28 protein-coding genes are annotated in these 22,904 nt (G+C 68.8%); 11 read left to right on the forward strand and 17 right to left on the reverse strand.

All coding sequences use genetic code 11. The features are described from left to right. Window positions 1-9: 9 nt before the first annotated feature. The 3 genes from FRZ32_RS07445 to FRZ32_RS07455 are packed head-to-tail and all read left to right on the forward strand — an operon-like array spanning window position 10 to window position 1,609. Window positions 10-408 carry a metallopeptidase family protein gene (locus tag FRZ32_RS07445; RefSeq protein WP_147042915.1) on the forward strand — a complete coding sequence of 133 codons (399 nt, stop codon included), beginning with the start codon at window positions 10-12 and terminating at the stop codon, window positions 406-408. Then, entirely contained in the window at window positions 405-971 is a 567-nt protein-coding gene (ccmA, locus tag FRZ32_RS07450) for a heme ABC exporter ATP-binding protein CcmA (RefSeq protein WP_243445225.1), read from the forward strand. The genes FRZ32_RS07445 and ccmA overlap by 4 nt, the downstream gene beginning before the upstream one ends. Continuing rightward, complete coding sequence (locus FRZ32_RS07455; protein ID WP_147042917.1) at window positions 968-1,609, forward strand: heme exporter protein CcmB; 642 nt, start codon at window positions 968-970, stop codon at window positions 1,607-1,609. The genes ccmA and FRZ32_RS07455 overlap by 4 nt, the downstream gene beginning before the upstream one ends. Here FRZ32_RS07455 and FRZ32_RS07460 read toward each other — a convergent pair. The 10 genes from FRZ32_RS07460 to coxB are packed head-to-tail and all read right to left on the reverse strand — an operon-like array spanning window position 1,606 to window position 10,003. Beyond that, entirely contained in the window at window positions 1,606-2,472 is an 867-nt protein-coding gene (locus FRZ32_RS07460) for a class I SAM-dependent methyltransferase (RefSeq protein ID WP_147042918.1), read from the reverse strand. The two genes, FRZ32_RS07455 and FRZ32_RS07460, sit on opposite strands and share 4 nt — an antisense overlap. Next, window positions 2,469-3,698, reverse strand: a complete 1,230-nt coding sequence (locus tag FRZ32_RS07465; RefSeq protein ID WP_147042919.1) for a M16 family metallopeptidase — start codon at window positions 3,696-3,698, stop codon at window positions 2,469-2,471. The genes FRZ32_RS07460 and FRZ32_RS07465 overlap by 4 nt, the downstream gene beginning before the upstream one ends. Before the next feature lie 20 nt (window positions 3,699-3,718). Beyond that, complete coding sequence (locus FRZ32_RS07470; protein WP_147042920.1) at window positions 3,719-4,333, reverse strand: SURF1 family protein; 615 nt, start codon at window positions 4,331-4,333, stop codon at window positions 3,719-3,721. After that, on the reverse strand, window positions 4,330-4,725 hold the full coding sequence (locus FRZ32_RS07475; RefSeq protein WP_147044380.1) for a DUF983 domain-containing protein: 396 nt from the start codon (window positions 4,723-4,725) through the stop codon (window positions 4,330-4,332). Before FRZ32_RS07475 ends, FRZ32_RS07470 begins: the two co-directional genes overlap by 4 nt. Window positions 4,726-4,783: 58 nt before the next feature. Then, entirely contained in the window at window positions 4,784-5,599 is an 816-nt protein-coding gene (locus FRZ32_RS07480) for a cytochrome c oxidase subunit 3 (RefSeq protein WP_147042921.1), read from the reverse strand. A gap of 32 nt (window positions 5,600-5,631) precedes the next feature. Further along, complete coding sequence (locus FRZ32_RS07485) at window positions 5,632-6,186, reverse strand: cytochrome c oxidase assembly protein (RefSeq protein WP_147042922.1); 555 nt, start codon at window positions 6,184-6,186, stop codon at window positions 5,632-5,634. Then, window positions 6,183-6,317, reverse strand: a complete 135-nt coding sequence (locus FRZ32_RS15645; RefSeq protein ID WP_279379217.1) for a hypothetical protein — start codon at window positions 6,315-6,317, stop codon at window positions 6,183-6,185. The genes FRZ32_RS07485 and FRZ32_RS15645 overlap by 4 nt, the downstream gene beginning before the upstream one ends. A gap of 2 nt (window positions 6,318-6,319) precedes the next feature. Further along, entirely contained in the window at window positions 6,320-7,228 is a 909-nt protein-coding gene (locus FRZ32_RS07490; RefSeq protein ID WP_147042923.1) for a heme o synthase, read from the reverse strand. 42 nt (window positions 7,229-7,270) lie between these two features. Then, window positions 7,271-8,965, reverse strand: a complete 1,695-nt coding sequence (gene ctaD, locus FRZ32_RS07495) for a cytochrome c oxidase subunit I (protein WP_147042924.1) — start codon at window positions 8,963-8,965, stop codon at window positions 7,271-7,273. A gap of 15 nt (window positions 8,966-8,980) precedes the next feature. Continuing rightward, window positions 8,981-10,003: a cytochrome c oxidase subunit II gene (coxB, locus tag FRZ32_RS07500; protein WP_147042925.1), complete on the reverse strand. Its 1,023-nt coding sequence runs from the start codon at window positions 10,001-10,003 to the stop codon at window positions 8,981-8,983. 179 nt (window positions 10,004-10,182) lie between these two features. Between coxB and pyrE the strand changes: the two genes are divergently transcribed. Genes pyrE through FRZ32_RS07525 form a run of 5 tightly spaced genes read left to right on the forward strand, consistent with a single transcriptional unit; the run spans window position 10,183 to window position 13,944 of the window. Continuing rightward, on the forward strand, window positions 10,183-10,767 hold the full coding sequence (pyrE, locus tag FRZ32_RS07505; protein WP_147042926.1) for an orotate phosphoribosyltransferase: 585 nt from the start codon (window positions 10,183-10,185) through the stop codon (window positions 10,765-10,767). After that, entirely contained in the window at window positions 10,764-11,498 is a 735-nt protein-coding gene (locus FRZ32_RS07510) for a pyridoxine 5'-phosphate synthase (protein WP_147042927.1), read from the forward strand. The genes pyrE and FRZ32_RS07510 overlap by 4 nt, the downstream gene beginning before the upstream one ends. Window positions 11,499-11,525: 27 nt before the next feature. After that, complete coding sequence (gene acpS / locus FRZ32_RS07515; RefSeq protein WP_147042928.1) at window positions 11,526-11,939, forward strand: holo-ACP synthase; 414 nt, start codon at window positions 11,526-11,528, stop codon at window positions 11,937-11,939. Then, entirely contained in the window at window positions 11,936-12,865 is a 930-nt protein-coding gene (lepB, locus tag FRZ32_RS07520; RefSeq protein WP_424141288.1) for a signal peptidase I, read from the forward strand. Before acpS ends, lepB begins: the two co-directional genes overlap by 4 nt. Beyond that, window positions 12,862-13,944, forward strand: a complete 1,083-nt coding sequence (locus FRZ32_RS07525) for an AI-2E family transporter (protein ID WP_147042930.1) — start codon at window positions 12,862-12,864, stop codon at window positions 13,942-13,944. The genes lepB and FRZ32_RS07525 overlap by 4 nt, the downstream gene beginning before the upstream one ends. 45 nt (window positions 13,945-13,989) lie before the next feature. On the opposite strand, the gene FRZ32_RS07530 is transcribed toward FRZ32_RS07525, so the two are convergent. The 7 genes from FRZ32_RS07530 to FRZ32_RS07560 all read right to left on the reverse strand — a co-directional run bounded on the left by FRZ32_RS07530 (window position 13,990) and on the right by FRZ32_RS07560 (window position 19,897). Next, window positions 13,990-14,625, reverse strand: a complete 636-nt coding sequence (locus FRZ32_RS07530) for an FKBP-type peptidyl-prolyl cis-trans isomerase (RefSeq protein ID WP_147042931.1) — start codon at window positions 14,623-14,625, stop codon at window positions 13,990-13,992. A 95-nt stretch (window positions 14,626-14,720) separates the two neighbouring features. Continuing rightward, window positions 14,721-14,927, reverse strand: a complete 207-nt coding sequence (rpsU, locus tag FRZ32_RS07535; RefSeq protein ID WP_093315719.1) for a 30S ribosomal protein S21 — start codon at window positions 14,925-14,927, stop codon at window positions 14,721-14,723. Window positions 14,928-15,086: 159 nt separating this feature from the next. Then, entirely contained in the window at window positions 15,087-16,403 is a 1,317-nt protein-coding gene (locus tag FRZ32_RS07540) for a DEAD/DEAH box helicase (protein WP_147042932.1), read from the reverse strand. A gap of 210 nt (window positions 16,404-16,613) precedes the next feature. Next, the gene (locus tag FRZ32_RS07545; protein ID WP_147042933.1) at window positions 16,614-17,417 is read right to left on the reverse strand and encodes a caspase family protein; all 804 of its coding nucleotides are present in this window, start codon (window positions 17,415-17,417) and stop codon (window positions 16,614-16,616) included. 5 nt (window positions 17,418-17,422) lie between these two features. Beyond that, window positions 17,423-18,442 (reverse strand): hypothetical protein, encoded by a 1,020-nt coding sequence (locus FRZ32_RS07550; protein WP_147042934.1) that lies wholly within the window; start codon window positions 18,440-18,442, stop codon window positions 17,423-17,425. Between the two features lie 109 nt (window positions 18,443-18,551). Continuing rightward, a complete protein-coding gene (locus FRZ32_RS07555; RefSeq protein WP_147042935.1) occupies window positions 18,552-19,010 on the reverse strand; it encodes a GreA/GreB family elongation factor in 459 nt (152 codons plus the stop codon). A 71-nt stretch (window positions 19,011-19,081) separates the two neighbouring features. Further along, window positions 19,082-19,897 carry an enoyl-CoA hydratase-related protein gene (locus FRZ32_RS07560; protein WP_147042936.1) on the reverse strand — a complete coding sequence of 272 codons (816 nt, stop codon included), beginning with the start codon at window positions 19,895-19,897 and terminating at the stop codon, window positions 19,082-19,084. A gap of 28 nt (window positions 19,898-19,925) precedes the next feature. Between FRZ32_RS07560 and FRZ32_RS07565 the strand changes: the two genes are divergently transcribed. From FRZ32_RS07565 to FRZ32_RS07575, 3 genes are all read left to right on the forward strand, one after another. Beyond that, on the forward strand, window positions 19,926-20,477 hold the full coding sequence (locus FRZ32_RS07565) for a (2Fe-2S)-binding protein (protein WP_147042937.1): 552 nt from the start codon (window positions 19,926-19,928) through the stop codon (window positions 20,475-20,477). Window positions 20,478-20,605: 128 nt separating this feature from the next. Further along, complete coding sequence (locus FRZ32_RS07570) at window positions 20,606-21,454, forward strand: RcnB family protein (protein WP_147042938.1); 849 nt, start codon at window positions 20,606-20,608, stop codon at window positions 21,452-21,454. 138 nt (window positions 21,455-21,592) lie between these two features. Then, complete coding sequence (locus FRZ32_RS07575; RefSeq protein WP_243445226.1) at window positions 21,593-22,900, forward strand: metal-dependent hydrolase family protein; 1,308 nt, start codon at window positions 21,593-21,595, stop codon at window positions 22,898-22,900. Window positions 22,901-22,904 lie beyond the last annotated feature (4 nt).

Here is a 22,904-nt window from a genome sequence, read left to right on the forward strand (position 1 = left end):
TGCCGTGTCATGGCCGGGGGTCAAACCTTTGCGCCCGACGCTGCGGCGATCGAGCGATTGGCGGAGGCGGCGATCGCCGCGCTCCCCGCGCGCTTCCGCGCGATGATCGGCGATGTCGTGCTGCGGATCGAGGAATTCGCCGACGAGGAGGTGCTCGAAAGCCTCGGCATCGAGGATCCGTTCGAGCTTTCGGGGCTCTATTCCGGCCGCTCGCTCGACAAGGCCGACAATTGGGCCTCGGGCGAGTTGCCGCCGATGATCCACCTCTATCGCCGCGCGCTGCTCGACGAATGGGTCGAGACCGGCGTGTCGCTCGAGAATCTCGTCACCCACGTCATCGTCCACGAGGTCGGCCATCATTTCGGGCTGTCCGATGCCGATATGCACGCGCTCGAGGAGGAGGCGTGAGCGCGCTGCTGCGCTTGGCGGGGGTGACGGCGCGGCGCGGCGGACGGACGCTGTTCGAAGGGCTGGACCTGGTGCTTCAGGCGGGCGAGGCGGCGGTGCTGACCGGCCCGAACGGCATCGGCAAATCGAGCCTGATCCGCCTTGCCGCCGGGCTGCTGCGCGCCGACGCGGGGCAGGTCGCGCGGGCCGAGGCGGCACTGGCCGATGAACATCTCGCGCTCGACGAGCGCCGGCGGCTCGGTGATGCGCTCGCCTTCTGGGTGCGACGCGGCGGGCGCGAACAGGTCGCTGCGGGAATGGCGGCGATGGGGCTCGATCATCTGGCCGAGGTGCCGGTGCGGATGCTCTCGACCGGCCAGCGCAAGCGCGCCGCGCTCGCCCGGGTGATCGCCAGCGGCGCGCCGCTCTGGCTGCTCGACGAGCCGGCGAACGGGCTCGATGGAGAGGGGCAGGAGCGGCTCGCCGCGGCGATGGCCGCGCACCGGGCGGCGGGCGGCGCGGTCCTCGCCGCCACCCACCAGCCGCTCGGGCTCGACGATGCGCGCCAGGTGGCGCTCGGATGATCGCGCTGATCCTTCGCGAGCTTCGCCTTGCCGCGACCGGCGGCGCGGCCGTGCTCCCGCTCGTTTTCTTCCTTCTGGTGGCGACGCTCTTTCCCTTCGCGGTCGGACCGGACGGGCCGCTCCTCGCGCGAACAGGCGGCGGCGCGCTCTGGATGGCCGCCCTGCTCGCCGCCCTGCTCCCGGTCGACCGACTCGTCGCGCCGGACCGCGACGCTGGCGTGCTCGATCAGCTCGCCTTGCGCGGGATCGGCGAGGAGACGATCGCGGTGGCCAAGCTCGCCGGCCACTGGCTGAGCTTCGGCCCCCCGCTCATGCTCGCCGCGCTCCCGGCCTCGGCTTTGCTCAAGCTCCCCGCCGACGTGCTCGCCCGGCTCGAACTCGGGCTCCTGATCGGGACGCCCGGCCTTGCCGCCCTCAGCCTCGGCGTGGCCGCGCTGACCGCGAGCCTGCGCCGATCCGGCGCGCTTGCCGGTCTGCTCATGCTCCCGCTCGCCGTTCCTCTGCTGATCTTCGGCGCGGGCCTGGTGGAGCGTGGCAATGAGGACGGCGCGCTTCGATTCCTCGCTGCCGTCTCGCTGCTGCTGGTCGCCGGCGCGCCGTTCGTCGCCGGCGCGGCCATCCGCGCCGGACGGGATTAATCGTTCGACCAGCGCGCGAAGATCGCGGTCGGGAGGAGCAGGCCGCGCGCTTCCTCCCGCACCGCCATGTCGCCGCATTCGACGGTGCCGCCGAGGTCGCCGAGCGCCTGGCGCAGCAGCTCGCCGATCGCGAGCGCCGACATGCGGACGGCATAGACGGTGAGCACGAGGAAGCGGCTGTCGGCGTCGAGCAGCTTGCGGCAATCGGCGATCAGCCCGGGCAGGCCTTCCTCAAGCCGCCAGACCTCACCCTCCGGTCCCCGGCCGAATTTGGGTGGATCGAGGATGATGCCGTCATAGCGCCGGCCGCGCCGCACCTCGCGCGCGGTGAACTTGGCGGCATCGTCGACCAGCCAGCGGATCGGCCGCTCGCGCATGCCGGACAGGGCGGCATTGGCCTTGGCGGCCTCGACCGATTTCTTCGAGGCATCGACATGGGTGAGCCTGGCCCCCTTCGCCGCCATCGCCAGCGTGCCGACGCCGGTATAGCCGAACAGGTTGAGCGCCTCCGCCCCCTCCGCCAATCGCGCGCGCATCCACGCCCATTGCGGCGCCATGTCCGGGAAGAAGGCGAGATGGCGGAAGGGCGTCGCCTGCGCCTGGAAGCGCACCTCCTCCCAGCCGAGCGGCCAGCCCTCGCGCGGTGGCGGCCGGGTGAAATGCCAGCGCCCGCCGCCCTCCTCGTCGGAGCCGGGGACGAACTCGCCATTGGCGTCCCAATCGGCCGATGCGGGCGCCCACAGTGCCTGCGGCTCGGGCCGGATGAAGCGGCAGGGGCCGTAGCGCTCCAGCTTGCGGCCGTGGCCCGAATCGACGAGCCCGTAATCCGCCCACGGCTCCGCGATCAGCGTATCCAGCGTCACGCCGCCCTGACCGCCGGCACGCCGATCGTCGCGCGCGCCTGGGTGCCGGCAAGCATCGCCGCCCCGGCTGCGCGGACCTCGTCCAGCGTCACTGCGTCGATCTGCGCCACGAGCTCGGCCGGCGGGACGAGCCGGCCATGGATGGCGAGCACGCGGGCGACGTAATTCGCCTGGCCCCAGCTGGTTTCGAGGCTCATCAGCAGCCCCGCCTTGGCCTGGGCCTTGGCGCGCTCGAGCTCGCGCGGGGTCGCCGTGCGGGCGGCGTCGCGAACCACGTCTTCGATCAGCGCGGAGGCGGCGGTGGCCTCGCGCCGGGCGGTCGCGGCGTAGAGATAGAGAAGGCCGGCGTCGCGATAGGTCTGGACCGAGGACCAGACCGAATAAGCAAGGCCCCGATCCTCGCGCACCGCCTGGAACAGTCGCGAGGAGGCGCCGGCGCCGACGATGTCGGAGAAGAGTCGCGCGCCGTGTGCGTCCGCTTCCCCCGCGGCGGGTGCCGGCCAGGCGACGGCGAGATGAGCCTGATCGGCGCGGGGCCTGCTTGCGCGGCTGGTTCCGGCAAAGCGCGCCGTGTCTGCCGCCGCGATCCGGCCTTCCGGAAGGCTGGCGAACCGCTCCTCCGCGACCGCGACCAGCGCGCCATGATCGACCTTGCCGGCGGCGACGAGGGTGAGGCTGCCGGCACGATAGCGTTCCTTTCGCCAGGCATGGAGATCATCGACGCCGATCGCGGCGATGCTGGCCTCGTCGCCGAGCACCGAGCGGCCGATGGGCTGGTCCGGAAAGGCAGCCATCCACAGATCGTCGAAGATGATGTCGGATGGCGTGTCGCGCGCCTCGCCAAGTTCCTGGAGGACGACCTCCTTTTCGCGGGCGAGATCGTCGGCCTTGAAATGCGGCGCGAGGATCATGTCGGCGATGACCTCGATCCCGAGCGGCAGATGTTCGGCGAGCAGGGTCGCGGAAAAGCTCGTGCCCTCGCGATCGGTGGCGGCGTTGAGATCGCCGCCGACATCCTCGATCGCCTCGCTGATCTCGCGCGCGGATCGCGGGCCGGCGCCCTTGAACACCATATGTTCGTAGAGGTGGGCGATGCCGTTCAGCCGCGCCGGCTCGTGCCGCGCGCCGGCCTCGGCATACAGGCCGACCGCGACCGTCTCGATCCCCGGCATCGTGCGGCTGGCGACACGAAGGCCGTTGGGAAGGGTGGTGAGTTGCATGGGCATGAGCGGCCGGATTTAGGCGCTCAGGGCTCCGGCGGCAACCTGCGCCCCCGCCGGGCCAGCGCGATGAGGTAGATGCCGACGGCGAGGCCCGCGAAGATGAACCACTGCATCGCGTAGGACATGTGGTTGTTCGGAACCTCGTCGATCGAGGGCGGCGCGGCCGGCTGGAGCGGGGCGAGCGCGGTCGCGCTGGTGAGCATGATCGGCTTGCCCGCCTGCTCGGCTCCGAGGCGCCCGGCGACCAGTCCGTCGACGGTGAAGCGCCGGTCGTGGAGCGGGAGTGCCGTCCAGCCGACATTGACCATGATCCGCCCGGCCAGGCCCCCGGCGCCCGGGCGGCAGGGGACGAGATAGGCATAGCCGCCCTCGCCGTGCAGGCTGCGGGCCCCGCGGGCCTGCGGCGCGAGATCGCGTGCGTGGCAGGTGATCAGAACACGGCGGAAGGCGAGCGGCACATCGGCGCCGCGGGCGATTACCGGATCGAGATCGAGCGCCGGGAGCGCCGCATTGGCCGCATATTCGGCGAGCAGCCGTTCCTTCCACGCCGCCCGGTGGAGCTGCCAGATGCCGAGCCAGGTCATGATCGCGGCGGCGCCGGCGACGATCAGGGTCGGGACGAGGGGGAGGCGCCTCACGGCTTGTCCTTGAGCCGGCCCTCGCGCGCCTCGCGCCGATATTCGAGGATCAGAAGCAGCCCCTTGCCGATTCGCAGCAGGCCGATCGTTCCGACCGCGGCGAGCGGGATCCACAGCAATGGATGGACCCAGAAGGGCGGCGAGAAGGCGAGCTCGACCCAGATGGCGAGGCCGACGACGAGCCCGCCGACGATGAAGATGAGGAAGGCCGCGGGGCCGTCGCCGACGTTGAAGCCGGCGAAATCGAGCCCGCATGCGCGGCATTTCGGGGCGAAGGTCGCCAGGCCGGCGAAGAGCGTCCGGCTGCCACAGCGCGGGCACAGGCCCTTGAGGGCGGCGATAAAGTCTCCCCTCCCGCCGGCGGAAGGGGCTTGGGGTGGGTCTGTCTTCATCTTGTCGCTCATCATGCCCACCCCTTGATCCCCTCCCGCGCACGGGAGGGGAGGTGGATCAATGATATTCGGCGCCCCAGCCGCCCCAGACATAGATGCACAGGAACAGGAACAGCCAGACCACGTCGACGAAATGCCAGTACCAGGCCGCCGCCTCGAAACCGAAATGCTGCCGCGGCGTGAAGTCGCCCTTGTAGGAGCGGATCAGGCAGACGATCAGGAAGATGGTGCCGACGATGACGTGGAAGCCGTGGAAGCCGGTCGCCATGAAGAAGGTCGAGGTGTAGATATTTTCCCGGAACCCGAACGGGGCGTGGGTATATTCATACGCCTGGACGGTGGTGAACAGCAGGCCGAGCAGGATCGTGCACCACAGGCCGTTGATGAGGCCCTTGCGATCGCCGTTGATCAGCGAATGGTGCGCCCAGGTGACGGTGGTGCCCGAGCAGAGCAGCACCATCGTGTTGAACAGCGGCCATCCGAAGGGGTTGAGCACGTGCATGCCGTGCGGCGGCCAGGTGCCGCCGATCGCCTCCGCGGTGGAGGGGAAGAGCGCGGCGTCGAAATAGGCCCAGAACCAGGCGACGAAGAACATCACCTCGGAGGCGATGAACAGGATCATGCCGTAGCGCAGGTGGAGTTGCACGATCGGGGTGTGATCGCCGGCATGCGCCTCCTTGATCACGTCGACCCACCAGGAGAACATCGTGAACAGGACGCCGATCAGCCCGGCGATGCCGACATAGGTGCCCGCCTGATGCTCGTGCATCCACATGACGACGCCGCCGAGCATGACCATCGCCGAAAGCGATCCGACCAGCGGCCAGACGCTGGGATTGACGATGTGATATTGATGGTTCTTTGCGCCGGCCATGCTCTGCCCCTGTGACTTTCTTGCGAGTGTCTCTAACCGCGGGTCCGCGGCTGGTCCACCGGGTAAAATGTGTAGGAAAGGGTGATTTCGCTGATGTCGCGCGTGTCGGGATCGTCGAGGATCTTGGGATCGACGAAGAAGACGACCGGCATGGTCACCTCCTGGCCCGGCGACAGGTGCTGCTCGGTGAAGCAGAAGCACTGAATCTTGGTGAAATAGGCGCCCGCCTGGGCCGGCGTCACGTTGAACACGGCGCGGCCGACGATCTCGTGATCGGAGCGGTTGTGGGCATAGAAATTGGCGAGGTTGCGGGCGCCGATCGCGACCCGGCGGGTGGTATCGACCGGCCGGAAGTCCCAGCCCATGCCCGGCGCGGTGTTGGCGTCGAAGCGGACCGAGATGAGGTGCCCGGTCGCGCCCGGCGCGCTCTGTCCGTCGGTCGCGCGCTGGGTCGTCCCGTTGAAGCCGGTCGCCTGGCAGAAGATCCGGTAGAGCGGCACGCTCGCCGCCGTCAGACCGGCCATCACCAGAACCGCGAGCACGGCAAGGCCGGCGACGCGTCCATTGCTGCGTGCCCGAGCCGTCATGCGCCGTAGAGCTTCATCTTGGCGATGGTGATGAAGAAGGTCAGCACGACGAAGGCGGCCAGCGCGAGGCCCATCAGCCTCGCCCGGGCGCGCTGGCGGCGGCGAACCTCCTCCTGGTGCGGATCGATCATGCTCATCCGATCAGGAGCCTGTCGACGACGAGCGCGCCGAACATGATGAAGAGGTAGAGGACGGAAAAGCCGAACAGCCGCTTTTCCGCCGCCATCTCCTTGGGCTCGGTTGTCCGGCTGCGGGCGACGGCGATGGAAAGGACGAGGAAGACCGCATTCAGCGCGACGGCGATGACGCCGTAGATCGGCCCGGCAAGGCCGAGCGGCCAGGGCGCGATCGCCGCCGCTGCCATGGGCAGCGTGTAGAGCAGGATCTGCCAGCGCGTGGACGTCGCGCCGGCCACGACCGGGAGCATCGGCACGCCGGCGCGCGCATAATCGGAGCGGACGAACAGCGAGAGCGCCCAGAAATGCGGCGGCGTCCACATGAAGACCAGCGTGAAGAGGAGCAGCGGCAGGAGATCGATGCTCCCCGTCGCCGCCGCCCAGCCGATCAGCGGCGGGAAGGCGCCCGCGGCGCCGCCGATGACGATGTTCTGCGGCGTCCGGCGCTTCAGCCAGATCGTGTAGACGACGACGTAGAAGAGGATCGAGACGGCAAGGATGGCGGCGGCCAGCCAGTTGGTCGCGACGCCCATCAGGACCACCGAGAAGCAGCCGAGGCCGACGCCGAAATGCAACGCCGAGTCGCGCTCCATCCGGCCCGCCGGCAGCGGGCGGCCGGCGGTGCGCTTCATCAGCGCGTCGATGTCCGCTTCATACCATTGGTTGAGCGCGGCGGCCGCGCCGGCGCCGAGCGCGACGCACAGGATCGCGGTGAAGCCCAGCGCCGGCGGCAGCCGCACTGGCGCCGCCAGCAAGCCGCACAGCCCGGTGAAGACGACGAGCGTCATCACCCGGGGCTTGGTCAGCGCGAGGAAATCGCGCCAGTCGGCAGGCAGTGCGGCAGCAGCGGCAGTCGTCGTGGTCATCTTTCCAATCCGCCTCTCCGGAAGGCCGGAGCGGCTGGGTGCTCAATCCACCACTGGCAGGGTTTCGAACTGGTGGAACGGCGGCGGGCTGGAAAGGGTCCACTCCAGCGTCGTCGCCCCTTCGCCCCAGTAATTGTCCGCCGCCTTCGGTCCAGCGAACAGCGAATAGAGCACGTTCACGAAGAAGACGATCATCCCGACGCCCATGATCGTATAGCCATAGGCGCTGGCAAGATGGTTCCAATGGGCGAAGGCGTCGGCATAGTCCGGCACGCGGCGCTGCATGCCGTCCATCCCGAGGAAGTGCATCGGGAAGAACAGGATGTTGACGCCGATGAAGAACAGCCAGAAGTGCAGCTTGCCGAGCAGCTCGTTGTACATCCGGCCGCTCATCTTGCCGAACCAGTAATAGAAGCCGGCGAAGAGCGAGAAGACCGCCCCCAGGCTCAGCACGTAGTGGAAGTGCGCCACCACGTAATAAGTGTCCTGGAAGATCGTGTCGACGCCGCCGTTGGCGAGAACGACGCCGGTGACGCCGCCCACGGTGAACATGAAAATGAAGCCGAGAGCCCAGAGCATCGGCGTCTCGAAGGTGATCGATCCGCCCCACATCGTCGCGATCCACGAGAAGATCTTGATGCCGGTGGGGACCGCGATCACCATCGTCGCGGCGGTGAAGTACATCTTCGTGTTGACGTCGAGGCCGACGGTGAACATGTGGTGCGCCCACACGACGAAGCCGATGACGCCGATCGCGACCATGGCATAGGCCATGCCGAGATAGCCGAAGACCGGCTTGCGGCTGAATGTCGCGATCACCTGGCTGATCATGCCGAAGCCCGGCAGGATCATGATGTAGACCTCGGGGTGGCCGAAGAACCAGAACAGGTGCTGGTACAGCAGCGGATCGCCGCCGCCGCGGGCCTCGAAGAAGTGCGTGCCGAAATTACGATCGGTGAGCAGCATCGTGATCGCGCCGGCGAGCACCGGCAGCGAAAGCAGCAGCAGGAAGGCCGTCACCAGGATCGACCAGACGAAGAGGGGCATCTTGTGCAGCGTCATGCCCGGTGCGCGCATGTTGAAGATGGTGGTGATGAAGTTGATCGCGCCGAGGATCGAGCTCGCGCCCGCAAGGTGCAGCGAGAAGATCACCATGTCGACCGACGGCCCGGTCGACCCGGACGTCGAAAGCGGCGCATAGACCGTCCAGCCGGTGCCCGAGCCGAGCCCGGTGCCGCCCGACACGAACAGCGATCCGAGCAGCAGCGTGAAGGAGCAGGGCAGCAGCCAGAACGAGATGTTGTTCATCCGCGGGAAGGCCATGTCCGGCGCGCCGATCATCAGCGGCACGAACCAGTTGCCGAACCCGCCGATCATCGCCGGCATCACCATGAAGAACACCATGATGAGGCCGTGGGCGGTCACCAGCACGTTCCACATGTGCCGGCCCTGATCGATGTCTGCATCGGGAAGGCCGACGACGTGATTGAGCATCGTCGCCCAGCCCTGGACATGCTGAAGGCCGGGCTCGGCCAGCTCCCAGCGCATCAGGCCAGAGATCGACCCGCCGATGATCCCCGCGATGATCGCGAAGATCAGGTAGAGCGTGCCGATGTCCTTGTGGTTCGTCGACATGAACCAGCGGACGAAGAAGCCCGGCTTGTGATCGGCATGGTCATGCGCGTCGTGGCCGTGATCGGCCTCGAAATGAGCGGCGTTTGCGGTGGTATCGGTCATGTCTCTTCTGCCGCCTTATCTGGTTTCGGCCTGGTTCGTGGTCGCGGGCTCGGCCGCGGTTGCGACGGTGTTCGCGGTCTCCGCCGGCGCTGCCGCCGCGGCGGCCTCCGGCGTGGTGGCAGCGCCGGCCATGTGGCCGCCCTGGCTCGCCACCCATTGCGCGAACTGGTCGCGCGGCAGGACCTCGACCGCGATCGGCATGAAGCCGTGGCGGGCGCCGCAAAGCTCGTAGCAGACGCCGTAATAGACGCCGGGACGATCGACCTTGAACCAGGTCTCGTTGAGGCGGCCCGGCACGGCGTCGATCTTCACCCAGAAGCCGGGAACGCCCCAGCTGTGGATCACGTCGTTGGACGTGACGATCACCTTCACGACCGCGCCGGCGGGGACGACGAGGCGGTTGTCGACGCCGAGCTGGCGCGGCTCATGGCGCGCGCGGGCCTGTTCGTCGGTCAGCATGTTGGAGACGATGTGGATGCCGTTGTCCGGATATTCATATTCCCAGAACCACTGGTTGCCCGTCACCTTGACGGTGAGGTCGGCGCGCGGCGGAGAATATTGGTGGGCGAGCAGCCGGATCGACGGAATCGCGATCAGCACCAGGATGATGACCGGGACCAGCGTCCAGATCACCTCGAGCACGGTGTTGTGCGCGGTGCGCGTCGGCGTCGGATTGGCGCCGCGGCGGAACCGGACGATCACGATCAGCAGCAGGATCAGGACGAAGATCGAGATGGCGATGATCAGCGTCATCAGGATCTTGTTGTGAAACCAGGCCGCTTCCTCGCCGATCGGCGTGAACTGGGTCTGCAGCGCGGCGCGGCCGTCGGGCTGGCCGATCCCCGCTTCGGGCGTCAGCAGCGCCGGCGCGGCGGGTGTGGCGGAATTGCCGGCGGTCGAAGCGGCGTCGGCGGCCGGTGCGGCCGCAGCGGCTGGCGCGGCCTGATCGGCAGCCGGTGCCGGTGCCTGGCCACTCGCGGCGGCGGGAGCCAGGCCGAACGCAGCGGCGATGGCGGCAAGCTTGAAAAGAGTCTTCATCTATACCCCTGTGAGCAGCCCTTGGGGTGGCTGGTTTCCCGCCCGCAAGGCGCGACGCGGCGCCTTATAGGCAGCGCATAGGCGCGTCTCAAGGCCGTTGCCAAGCCCTTTGGATGCTTGATGCGTCGTCGGGGCGGCCCTATCAATCAGGAACCCCCCGAACAAGGACGGATTGCGCGATGAACGAAGAAGAGGTGCTGGCCGAATTCCGCGCCGCCGGCGCGTTGCTCGAAGGCCATTTCATCCTCTCCTCCGGGCTCCACAGCCCGCGCTACCTGCAATGTGCGCGGGTGCTGATGGATCCGGCGCGTGCCTCGCGCCTCGCCTCCGCCCTTGCCGCGACGATGCCGCGCGATCTTCGCGCCGCGATCGACCTTGTCGTCTCGCCGGCGATGGGCGGCGTCATCATCGGCCACGAAATGGCGCGCGCGCTCGGACGTGAGGCGATCTTCGTCGAACGGCCGCAAGGCGTGTTCGAGCTTCGGCGCGGCTTCCGCATCGCGCCTGGCCAGAAGGTGCTCCTGGTCGAGGATGTCGTGACCACCGGCCTTTCCTCGCGCGAGGCGATGAAGGCGGTGGCGGAGGCGGGCGGCGAGGTGATCGCCGCCGCCGCGCTCGTCGATCGGTCGGGCGGCGAGGCCGATCTCGGCGTGCCCTTCTTCCCGCTCGTCCAGCTCGCGGTGCCGACCTACCCGGCCGATTCGCTCCCGCCCGAGCTCGCGGCCCTGCCGGCGGAAAAGCCGGGGAGCCGGAAGGCCGCGTGACCGGCCCGCTCCGCCTCGGCGTCAATATCGATCATGTCGCGACGGTCAGGAACGCGCGCGGCGCCGGTACGCCCGATCCTGTCCGCGCCGCTTTGCTCGCCGCCGGCGCCGGGGCCGATGGCATCACCGCGCACCTGCGCGAGGATCGCCGCCACATCACCGACGACGACATCGCCCGGCTGTCGACCGAGCTCACCATCCCGCTCAATCTCGAAATGGCGGCGACCGATGAGATGCTCGCGATCGCCCTGCGGCACCGCCCCCACGCCGCCTGCATCGTCCCCGAAAAGCGCGAGGAGCGGACGACCGAAGGCGGGCTCGACGCCGCGGGGCAGCGCGATCATCTCGCGCCGATGGTGCGCGCGCTCGCGGCGGCGAATGTCCGCGTCTCGCTCTTCATCGAGCCCGATCCGCGCCAGATCGAGGCGGCGATGGCGCTCGGCGCGCCGGTCGTCGAACTGCACACCGGTCTTTATGCCGAGCTGGCGGGCGAGGCCCAGGGCGCGGAGCTGCGCCGACTCGCCGATGCCGCCGCGCTTGCCGCCAAGAACGGGATCGAGGTCCATGCCGGTCACGGCCTCACCTATGACAATGTCGTGCCCGTCGCCGCCATCCCGCAGGTCCGCGAGCTCAACATCGGCCATTTCCTGATCGGCGAGGCGATCTTCGTCGGGCTGGAGGAGAGCGTGCGCCGGATGCGCGCCCTGATGAACGAGGCGCGGGGTGCCTAGGCCGCTGCCCGCCGCGCGGCCGATGCGATGATCGTCGGCATCGGCTCCGACCTGTGCAATATCGAGCGCATCCAGAATTCGCTCGACCGGTTCGGCGAACGGTTTCTCAACCGGGTCTTCACCGACACCGAACGCGCGCGGGCCGAGCGGCGTCCGTTCACGCGCGCGGGCACCTATGCCAAGCGCTTCGCCGCCAAGGAGGCCTATTCCAAGGCGGTCGGCACCGGCTTCAAGCGCGGGGTCTATATGAAGGACATCGGCGTCGTGAATCTGCCCTCCGGCGCACCGACGCTGGCGCTGGCCGGCGGCGCCAAGGAGAGGCTTGACGCGCTCGTCCCGCCGGGCCACGCCGCCCGCATCCATTTGACAATGACCGACGACCACCCATTTGCTCTGGCTGTGGTCGTCATCGAGGCGATCCCCGAGGAGCAGGCTTGTTGACCGACACCGACCGCAGCGACGCGGCTGACACCCACAGCGACATCGTCGCCCCGCCCGCCGCGCTCGACGCTGCGAAGCCGGCCAAGCCGGGCACCGACTGGTGGTCGGAGATCAAGGCGATCTTCTGGCTGATTCTCGCCGTCCTCGCGTTCCACTCGTTCATCGCCAAGCCGTTCTACATCCCGAGCGAATCGATGATGCCGGGGCTGCTCGTCGGCGATCGGCTGGTGGTGAGCAAATATCCCTATGGCTGGTCCTGGGTTTCGCCGAGCTTCCACATCTTCCCGCGCTGGAGCGGGCGGATCTGGGGTCGCATGCCGGAGCGCGGCGATGTCGTCATCGTCACGCCGCCGGGTGAGAGCAGCGACTATATCAAGCGGGTCATCGGGCTTCCCGGCGACACGATCGAGGTGATCGGCGGACGCGTCTTCCTCAACGGCCGTGAGCTTCGTACCGAGCAGCGGCCGCCGACGATGATCCCTGTCGACATCAACACGCCCTGCGCCGGCCGCGGTTACGACGAATATGGCGACTTCCGGGTTCGCGGCGCGGACGGCAAGCTCTATTGCCGCCTTCCGGTCGTGCGCGAATATCTGCCGAGCGGGCGTTATTACGACACGCTCGACCTCGGCCGATCGACGGGCGATGATTTCCCGCGCGTCACGGTGCCGGCGAACCGCGTCTTCCTGATGGGCGACAATCGCGACAACAGCGCGGACAGCCGCTTCCCGGTGAGCGAGCTCGGTCTCGGCGGGCCGGTGCCGTGGGAGAATATCGGCGGCCGCGCCGAGTTCATCACCTTCAGCCTTGACGGATCGTCGAGCTACTGGAACCCGATCAGCTGGTTCACCGCCCTGAGGTCCGGCCGCGCCGGCACCTCGCTCCGACCGGGCCAGGCGCCTGTGCCGGCCAGCGGGGGCCGATGAGCGAGGCGGCAGCCCCGCCCCCGCCCACCGATCGGCCCGCCGACAGGCCGGGCCCGTCCGAACTGCGCGATCCGCTGATCCGCCAGGAGCTCAAGAAGGCAAGCGTCTGGTTCGCGCTCGGCCTCGCGGTTCTTGCCGTCATCTTCCTCGCGCAGCCGCTGCTGCTGATCTTCGGCGGGATCGTCGTCGCCGCGATCTTCGACGGCGGCACGCGCCTGCTCGGCCGGGTGCTGCCGATCGGCCGTGGCTGGCGGCTGCTGATCGTGGTCCTTGCCGGCTTCGCCTTCCTTGCCGGCACGATCTGGCTCGCCGGCGTACAGCTGACCGCGCAGGCGGCTGCCTTCAAGGCGACGATCGAGACCGAGCTGACCCGCCTGCTGGCGCTGGCCGCCTCGTTCGGGCTCGACGTGCCCAGCCTCGATCCGGACCAGATCGTCGCGCAGGCGATGGGGTCGATCGGCCGGCTGACCTCCGCGGTCGGCACCGCGGTCGGGGTCGTGACCAATCTCGTCATGATCCTGGTGATCGGGCTGTTCGTCGCCGTCGAGCCGCGAATCTACGAACGGGGCGTCGCCTGGATGCTGCCAAGCGCCAACCGCGAGGGCTTCTACCGGACCTCCGATCGCATGGGATATACGCTGCGCCGGCTGATGGCCGGGCGGCTGCTCGGCATGGCCGTGGAGGGCGTCGGCACCTGGCTGCTGCTGATGGTCGGCGGGGTGCCCATGGCGGCGCTGCTCGGCCTGCTCACCGGCATCCTCGCCTTCCTGCCCAATATCGGCGCGATCGTCTCGGGCCTGCTGATCGTCCTCATCGGCTTTTCGGCCGGAGTCGACACCGGCCTGTGGGCAGTCGCCGTCTATGCGGTGGTGCAGATCGTCGACGGCTATCTCATCGTGCCCTATGTCGCGCGGCGCACCGTCGATCTCGCGCCGGCGCTCGTGCTTGGCGCGCAGCTCATCTTCGGCGCGCTGTTCGGCATTCTCGGCCTTGCCCTGGCCGATCCGATCGTCGCGCTGACCAAGGCGGCGCTCGACCAGAAGTCCGAAGACGACGCGCCCGAAATTCCCGAACCCTGAGCGAGCCCCGCCGCGCGCGTGCGCGGCGGATCCCGAGTGCCTTCGTCAGTTCTGGCTGTTGCCCGTCCCGGTGGGCGGCGCGGCCGTTTCCGGCGCGCCGGCGTGCGGATTGCCGTGCCCGGATTCGAGCTCGCGCATATTCTCCTGTGCTTCGCCGCCCGGAGGCCCGCCCTGGGGGCGTCCCATCATCTGCTGGAGCGCGGCCATGCCGCGCCCGATCTGGACGACGCGGACCTTGAAATAGAGCGTGTCCATCGGGCCGAAGGGCGCGCCCGGCGGCAGCCGTCCGGCATAGCCGAGATGCGGCGGCATCCAGAACTCATAGGTTCCGCCGGCGCGCATCATGCGGATCGCCTCGGCCATGCCGGGGACGACCGAGCCGGCGCTGAGCGGTACGGGCTGGCCGCTTTCGTCGCTGTCCTGGATGACCGGGTTGGAGGGGCCGGTGACGTGCAGCTGGTAGCGCAGCAGCACGACGTCCTGATCGGTCGCCGGCTCGCCGGTGCCTTCGTGGATCACGCGGAAGCGAAGCCCCGACTGCGTCGTCGTCACCTGCAGCGGCGCCGTCCCCCACCAGGCGATCGCGCCGGCGGCGAGCACGAGCACGATCAGCGCGATCCACAGCTTGACGATGGATCCCTTCGCAAGCGGGCGAATCGGGACGGCGGTGACGTTGGACATCGATTTCCCCCAAACGAGAACGGGCGGCGATGGATTATCGCCGCCCGGTCGTAATGCCAAGTTTCCTCGCCGTCACCCCGGACGGCGCCGAGAGATCAGCGCTGGCCGTCGCGCTCGGCGCGCTTGCGCTCGAGCTTGCGGGCGCGGCGGATCGCAGCGGCACGCTCGCGCGCGCGCTTTTCGCTCGGCTTCTCGTAATGGCGACGCAGCTTCATCTCGCGATAGACGCCCTCGCGCTGCAGCTTCTTCTTGAGCGCCCGCAGCGCCTGGTCGACATTGTTATCGCGAACGATGATCTGCATAAAAGCTCGCCACTCTTCCTTTTTAGCCGTTCGATCCCGTGCGCGGCGCCGATCGCGCCGCCATGAACAAATGCTTATACCCGAAAATAGGAGTCGCCGCACGGGAGGCCCGGGCGGCGTGAGCGGGAGCCCCTAGCAGAGGGCGCCCGCCCTTGCAAGTCAGCCCCGCGCCCGCCGCCGCGCATTGCCCGTCGGCTTGACCGACGAGGCATAGCGCCCGCGCTGCGGATGCGCCCGCTGGCGTGGCGCGCGCTCCTCGTGGCGCGGCGCGAGCCGCTCCTCGAAGGCCGGCGTCGTCCGGCTCGCCTTGATCCGCGCCGCTTCGGCGAGGAAGCCCTGCGGCAGCGGCTCGACCGCGATTTTCTGTCGCGTCAGCTTCTCGATGTCGCGCAGATAGGCCTTCTCGTCATCCGCGCAGTAGGCGATGGCGACGCCATCATTGCCGGCGCGCGCCGTCCGCCCGATCCGGTGGACATATTGTTCGGGCACGTTGGGCAGCTCGAAATTGATGACGTGGCTGACGCCCGACACGTCGATGCCGCGCGCGGCGATGTCGGTCGCGACCAGGATGCGGACCCGGCCGCTCTTGAACTCGGCGAGCGCGCGTTCGCGCTGCGGCTGGCTCTTGTTGCCGTGGATCGCGTTCGCCGGGATGTTGTTGCCGGCAAGCAGCTTCACGACCCGGTCGGCGCCATGCTTGGTGCGGGTGAAGACGAGGACGCGGTCCATATTGCCGCGTTCGGAAAAGCCCCAGCGCAGCATCATGGTGAGCAAGGCCTGCTTCTCGCCCTGCTGGACGAAGGTCACATATTGATCGACCCGCTCGGCAGTCGTCGACTGCGGCGCCACCGACACCGTCGCCGGATCGGTGAGGAAGCGATCGGCGAGCTCCTTGATCGCCTTCGGCATGGTCGCCGAAAAGAACAGGGTCTGGCGCCTGGCCGGGAGCATCTTCACGATCTGCTTCAGCGCGTGGATGAAGCCGAGATCGAGCATCTGATCGGCCTCGTCGAGGACGAGGATCTCGACCTCGCGAAGCGTCAGATAGCCCTGCTCGACGACGTCGATCAGCCGGCCCGGCGTCGCGACGAGCACATCGACGCCGCGCGCCACGTCGGCGCGGTTGCGGCCGATCGAGGTGCCGCCGAAGATGGTGGCGACGCGAAGCCCGGCGAACTGGCCGTAAGCGCGCGCCGATTCGGCGATCTGCCCGGCGAGCTCGCGGGTCGGCGCGAGGACGAGCATCCGGCACGATTGCGGCCGGGTCCCGCCCCGCCGCGAGGCGACGAGCCGATCGATCGAGGGCAGCATGAACGCCGCCGTCTTGCCGGTGCCGGTCTGCGCGATGCCGAGCAGGTCGCGGCCCTTGAGCACGGTCGGGATCGCCTGCATCTGGATCGGCGTGGCGTCCTTGTAGCCCTTGAAGGCGAGCGCCTGGAGAACGGGCTGCGACAGCCCGAGGTTCTGGAATGACATTTTAAGTTTAAACTCACTTCATGCGTTGCCTGCCCGGCACGCCGAAACGGCGCGCGCGCAAACGCGGCGGGTGTCTGAACGACCCGCGTGAAAAGGGAAGCTCTTGGAAATACGAGACGGAGCCGGGCCTTCAGGCCAGATCACGCTGCATGACGCCTCGCTGGGCGGGCATATGGATGCTGCGATGCAAAAAGTCAAATGCCGGGGCGGTCAGGGGACGGGGAAGCTCTGCATTCCGGCGAGATAGACGTCGAAGGGAAGGTCGCCCTGCCGCCATGGCGTCTGTTCGCCGCCGGTCTCGCGATTGACGCGCAGCGCGACCCGGCGGACGAGTGCGTCGAGCGATTGACGGCGCCCGAGCTCGGCCGCGAAGGCGTTGGCGAAGGGGCTCCCCGATCCCGGCTCGCCGTCGAGCGCGACATTGCCCGGATCGGTGGAGAAGAGGGCGAGCACCGAGAGGCCGCGCAGATCGCCGAGCTGGCTGAGGCCGCGATGGGCGGCGGTCAATTCGGCGACGGACACCGTCGGCAATGCGCGGGCTGCCGCGACCACATCGGGGCTGTCGCCGCGCTGGAAGGGATTGTTGCGGCAGGCGTCGATGACGAGGAAGACCCCGCGCGCCCGATCGCTGAGGCGCGGGATCATCCGCTCCATGTCGATCAGGCTCGTGCCGTCGCCGGCGAGGAAATAGTTTCGCCCGGACACCTGGATGGCGTGGCCCGCATAATAGAGGAGGGCGACGTCGCCGGGCGCGAGCCGCGCCGCGAAGGCCTCCAGCTCGGTTTCCCAGCGCGCGAGATCGGGATCCTCGATCAGCCTCACGTCGCGCAGGCCAGCCCGGGTGAGGGCGGCGGCGACGTTGCGGCCGTCCACCGCGGTATTGGCGAGCGCGAGTGCGGGATTGCCGCTTCCGGCATAGCTCGCCGCCACGACCAGCGCGCGAGTCTCGGCGCGCGCGGCGACCGGAAGCGCAAGCAGGAAGACGAGCAGGATGCGGGCGAGCCGGCTGATCATGCCGGCTACCGCCCCAATGCGAAGGTGAGGCCGAGGTTGAGCCCGTGATTGACGCGCGGATCATCGAAGCTGCGGACCCCGCTCAGCGGGAAATAGAAGATGCCGCGATACCGTATGTCGAGCGCCACGCGGTCGCTGAACCGGGAGAGGATGCCGACCGAAATGTCCGGGCCGACCGAGGTCTCCGAAGGCCGGCGCGTCGACAGGTCCAGCGTTCCGCCGCCGTCGAGATCGGTGAGCAGCGCCTGTGCGGTCAGCGCTGGGGCGCGGCTGACATGGACCATGCCGTTGACATAGACGAGCTGGCGCCGTGCGAAGGGAACGAAGGCCGCGGCGCCACCCCGGAGGCTCCAGCTTTCGCTGACGGCGCCGAGATCGAGCCGCTGCTCGCCTTGCGAAAGGCCGAGATCGACCGGCCCGGATCCCGAAAGCAGGGCGACGAGATTGGCGATGTTGGTCGACGACGTCGTGATCGCATCGAGCGTCGCGCGGCTGCGAACCCGTTCGTAACGGACGCCGCCGATCAGCGCGAACCGCTCGTCGAGCCGATGCTGGACGGTGAGCTCGAGGTCGATCCGGCGGTAGGTCGCGCGACCTTCGGCGACGGTGCTGAGCAGATCGGTCGCGGTGAAGCCGCCCGCCGTGAGGGCAAGGTTGAGCGGCACGACGATGCGCGAACTGGTCTCGGCGGTGCCGTAAAGCCCCGTGAAGGTGACCTGCGTTTGCTGGCCGCCGACGGTGATCGATCCGCCGAACATCGGAAAGACGATCTGGCGCGCGCTGCCGCCGCCTTCGCCCACCGCGCCGCTCAGCGCCGCGTCCGGTCCGGCGAGCGCGCGGATCTGGTCATTGAGCCCGGCCAGGGCGTCGGTCGGAATCGGGAAGGCGTCGATGCCCTGCTGACGCTGCTCGCCATTGTCGAAATAGATGACGGCGCGGGGCGACAGGCTGATTCCGGCCGCCGCCGCCTGCGGCGCCAGGATCAGCGCCGCGCCGCCCAGAATGCGCAGAAATGATCTCAACATGCCGTCCCCGATGCCCTGCCCATGTCAGGACTAACGGCGGAGCCCGGCGGCGCTTTAGCCTGCGGTCAGTCGGCCGGGGCCCGATCCGCGCCGCGCGCCGGGCCTTGGCTCACGGCATCACCTCCAGCACCTCGATCGCCTCGGCGGTGCCGTTGAAGTCGACCCGCTCGCCCGCCTCCGCGCCGATCAGCGCGCGGGCCAGCGGCGCGGAAAAGGCGATTCGGTCGGCCGCGGGATCGGCCTCGTCGCCGCCGACGATCGCAATCGTCCGCTCGGCGCCGCCGAGCCGGATGCGGACGCTGGAGCCGATCCCGGCCTCGCCGGGCGTCGGTGGCGGCGCGATCTCGGCGGTGGTCTGGCGGGTCGTCCAGTAGCGAAGGTCGCGGCGCAGCGCCTCGCGGGACGCCTCGTCCGCCTCGGCCGCGACCGCCGTCTCAAGCCGCGCGACCTCCGCCGCGATCAGGGCAAGCCCCCGCTCCGTGACCAGGTTCGGCCCTGGCGGGATCGGCAGCTCGAACCGCGGCTCCTTGTGCTCCTCGTCGCTCTCGCGGCGGAATGCGACGCTCATCATCCTCTCCGTTCTTCGTCCGAATGTAGGCGCGGCGAGAGACGTTTCCTATCGCCCGTGCGATTCGCAGCTCAGTCGTCCAGCGGTTTGAACATCGGTTCCGCCTTCGCGAGGCGCGCCTGCATCGCCTCGCCGATGTCCACGCTGGCGAGCGTCGCCGCGTTCCAGAGGGCAACGTCGCGCAGCCCCTCCTCGATCGGGCGGCCGCGGCTGTGGTTCAGGCTCCGCTTGGCCCCGGCAACGGCGAGCGGCGATTTGGCGGCGATCATCTCGGCGATCGCACGCGCGGCTGCGATGGCGCCCTCCCGATCCGGGGCGACGGCGTTGACGAACCCGATTCGCGACGCCTCCCCGGCGTCCATTCGGCGGCCGGTATAAACGAGCTCGCGCAGCAGGCCCTGGGGAACGAGATGACCCATGCGCTGCAGCGTGCCGAGATCGGCGGTGATCGCGACATCCACCTCGGCGATCTGGAAGAAGCTATCGGCGCTGGCGATGCGGATGTCCGCAGCGCATGCGAGATCGACCCCGGCGCCGATGCAGCCGCCATGGATCGCCGCGATCACGGGCGCGCGGGCCGCCTCGACCGCGCTGAACATGTCCTGGAGCCATTCGATATGGCGCAGCCGCGATTCGGCCGCGCGGCCCGCATCGCTGCCAGGCGCAAACTGGGTCGCGGCATAATCGAGGTCGAGCCCGGCGGTGAAATGCCGGCCCGCGCCGGCCAGCAGGATCGCGCGCACGGCGGGATCGCGGCCGAGCCGGCGAAACGTGTCGCCGATCGCCGCGAACATCTCCCCGTCCATCGCGTTGAGCCTGTCCGGCCGGGTCATCGTCACCGCCGCGACGCCCCGTTCGATCCCGATCCCGATCCGCGCGCTTTCCATCGCCTTCCCCTTCCGCCTATCAGGGCGCATGACCAGCTTTACCGTGAACGGCCAGCCCGTCCACTACCGGCTCCATCCCGATACGCCGCTGCTCTTCGCGCTGCGCGAGGCATCGAATCTTACCGGGGCGAAGCTCGGCTGCGGCACCGGCCATTGCGGCGCCTGCACCGTCCATGTCGATGGCCGCGCGGTGCGAAGCTGCCGGGTTCCGATCCGGGAGATCGAGGGCACCTATGTGACCACGATCGAGGGGCTTTCGAACGATCGGTCGCACCCGGTTCAGCAGGCCTTCGCCGCGGACAATGTGCCGCAATGCGGCTTCTGCATTCCCGGCATGATCATGGCCGCCGCGGCGCTGATCGACCATGAGGACAGCCTGTCGGACGATCGGATCGACGCGGCGATCCCCAATATCTGCCGCTGCGGCATCTATCCGCGACTGCGCGATTCGATCCGCCGCGCGGCGCGGATCAGGAGCGGGGAGGAACGCGTTGCCGCAAGCCCGCCGCCGCGGATCGCGCCGGTGGATGCCGCCCGCGCGGTGCCCGCCTTGCGTCCGCCACGCGGCGTCCCGCGCTGAGACGGGGCGATCGTCACCTTTCCGAAACCTTGCCGGCTGGTTCAGCATTGCGTCAGCAGCCGTTGTGCAAAACGCATCATCAAAGGCGGCCTGTTGCCGCCCTGTGCATGTTTGAAGGAGTAGGGCAGATGCCGAGGGCATTGTTCGGTTTTTTACTCGCCGCAAGCGCTTTGGCGCCCGCCGCGGCGATCGCGCAGCATCATCGCGACAATGGCGATCGCGGCCATGACCGTGGCAGCTGGCACGGCGGGGAATCGCGCGGGCAATCGCAGCGCCAGGCTCCGCCGGCCCGCCAGGCGCCGCCGGCGGCCGTCCAGCGCCAGGCCCCGCCGCCCGCAGCCCAGCGTCAGGGCGGCAACTGGCAGGGTCGCGGCAACTTCCAGGGCAATCGCGGACCTCAGGGATCGCCGCAGGGCGTGCGGCCGCAGGGCGCGCGCGGCCCCCAGGCTGCGCCGCAGGGTTATCGCGGCAATCGCGGGCCCCAGGCGCGTCCGGGCAGCATCTACCCGCAGGCGTGGCAGGGCAATCCCAACGATCCCAGGCTGCGTCACTATCAGGAGCTCGAGCGGCGCAACCAGTATCGCTACGGCACCCCGCAGCAGCGCGCGGCGATCCGCGGCTCCAACGGTCCGCGGGCGGGCGCGCGCGGCAATCGCAACTGGGGCCGGGACTGGAATCGCGGCTGGCGTGGCGACCGGCGTTACGATTGGCAGCGTTACCGGGTCGGCAACCGCCACCTGTTCCACCTGTCTCCTTATTATGCGCCTTACCGCAATTGGCACTATCGCCGCTTCTCGATCGGGCTGTTCCTCGATCCGCTATTCTATGGACAGAGCTACTGGATCGGCGATCCTTATTATTATCGCCTGCCGCCGGCCCCTCCGGGCACGGAATGGGTGCGCTACTATAACGACGTGCTGCTGGTGGACGTCTACACCGGCGAAGTGGTTGACGCGATCTACGACTTCTTCTGGTAAGTCCGATCGACTTCTCCGCGGGGAAGCAGGAAGCCCGGGGCCACAAGCCCCGGGCTTTTTCCTTGTCAGGCCAAGCGCGTCTGAGTCATGAATGCGCCACGCCGAAACAGTGGCCAAAACAAGGGCCAAAACAGGGGGATGTCGATGATCGCGCGCTTCATGGTCATGCTGCTTGTCTCCGCCGCCGCGTCATCCGTCGCGGCGCAGGGCAGCAGCCAATCGTCTGCACCGCACCAGACGATCGTCGTCCAGGCCGGCCATCTGATGACCGACCCCGCCCGGCCGATCGCCGGCCCTTCGACCATCATGATCGTCGACGGCCGAATCCAGAGCGTCACCGCCGGCATCGTCCCGCCGCCCGCGGGTGCCCGGCTGATCGATCTCACGAACCGGACGGTGATGCCCGGGCTGATCGACGCCCATGTCCACCTGGTCGGCGATTCGCGGGCGCCGTTCTGGCGCGGCGCGGTCGACACGGACGATTATCTGACGCTGCTCGGCGCGCATAATGCGCTGGTCACGCTGCGCGCCGGTTTTACCACCGTGCGCGATCTGGGCTCGCCCGGCGTCACCGGCTTCGCGCTCCGGCGGGCGATCGACGAAGGCCTGATCGAAGGCCCGCGCATGCTCGTCGCCGGCGAGCCATTGTCCACCATCGGCGGCCATGGCGACACCGCCGGCTTCCGGCCGGAAGTGAACGAGGTCCTCCAGGGCCACAACACATGCACCGGCGCCGATCAGTGCGCCGCCCGCGTTCGCGAACAGGCCCGCAATGGCGCCGACGTGATCAAGTTCATGGCAACCGGCGGCGTCCTTTCCCAGGGCGATCGCGGGCTCGGCCAGGCCTTTACCGACGAGGAGATGCGCGCGATCGTCTCGACCGCGCATTCGCTCGGCCTCAAGGCGGCGGCGCACGCGCATAGCGACGAGGGGATCGCGGCGGCGGTCCGGGCGGGCGTGGATTCGATCGAGCACGGCACCTTTGCAAGCCCGGCGACGCTCCAGCTGATGCGGCAGCACGGCACCACGCTCGTGCCGACCCTGATGGCGTTCGAAGGCATAAGGGAGCGGCTGGGGACCGGCGTCTACACGCCGCGGGTCGAAGACAAGGTGCGGATGACGCTTCAGGTGGTCGGCCGGGCGGCACGCGGGGCGATCCAGGCCGGGGTCCCCGTCGTTTTCGGCACCGACGAGGGGGTCTATGAGCATGGCCTCGACGCCGGCGAGTTCAACCTGCTCGTCACCGAAGCCGGCATGACGCCCCAACAGGCGATCGCCGCCGCGACCACGGGCGCCGCGCACCTGCTCGGCCTCGACGACGAGGTCGGGAAGATCGCGCCCGGCTATTCGGCCGATCTCATCGCGGTGGACGGCGATCCGCTCGCCAATGTCCGTCTTCTCGAACATGTCGGCTTCGTGATGGTGCGCGGCCACGTGGTGGAGTGAGGCG

This window comes from Sphingosinicella ginsenosidimutans, from assembly GCF_007995055.1.
In the GTDB taxonomy this organism is placed as follows: Bacteria; Pseudomonadota; Alphaproteobacteria; order Sphingomonadales; family Sphingomonadaceae; genus Allosphingosinicella; species Allosphingosinicella ginsenosidimutans.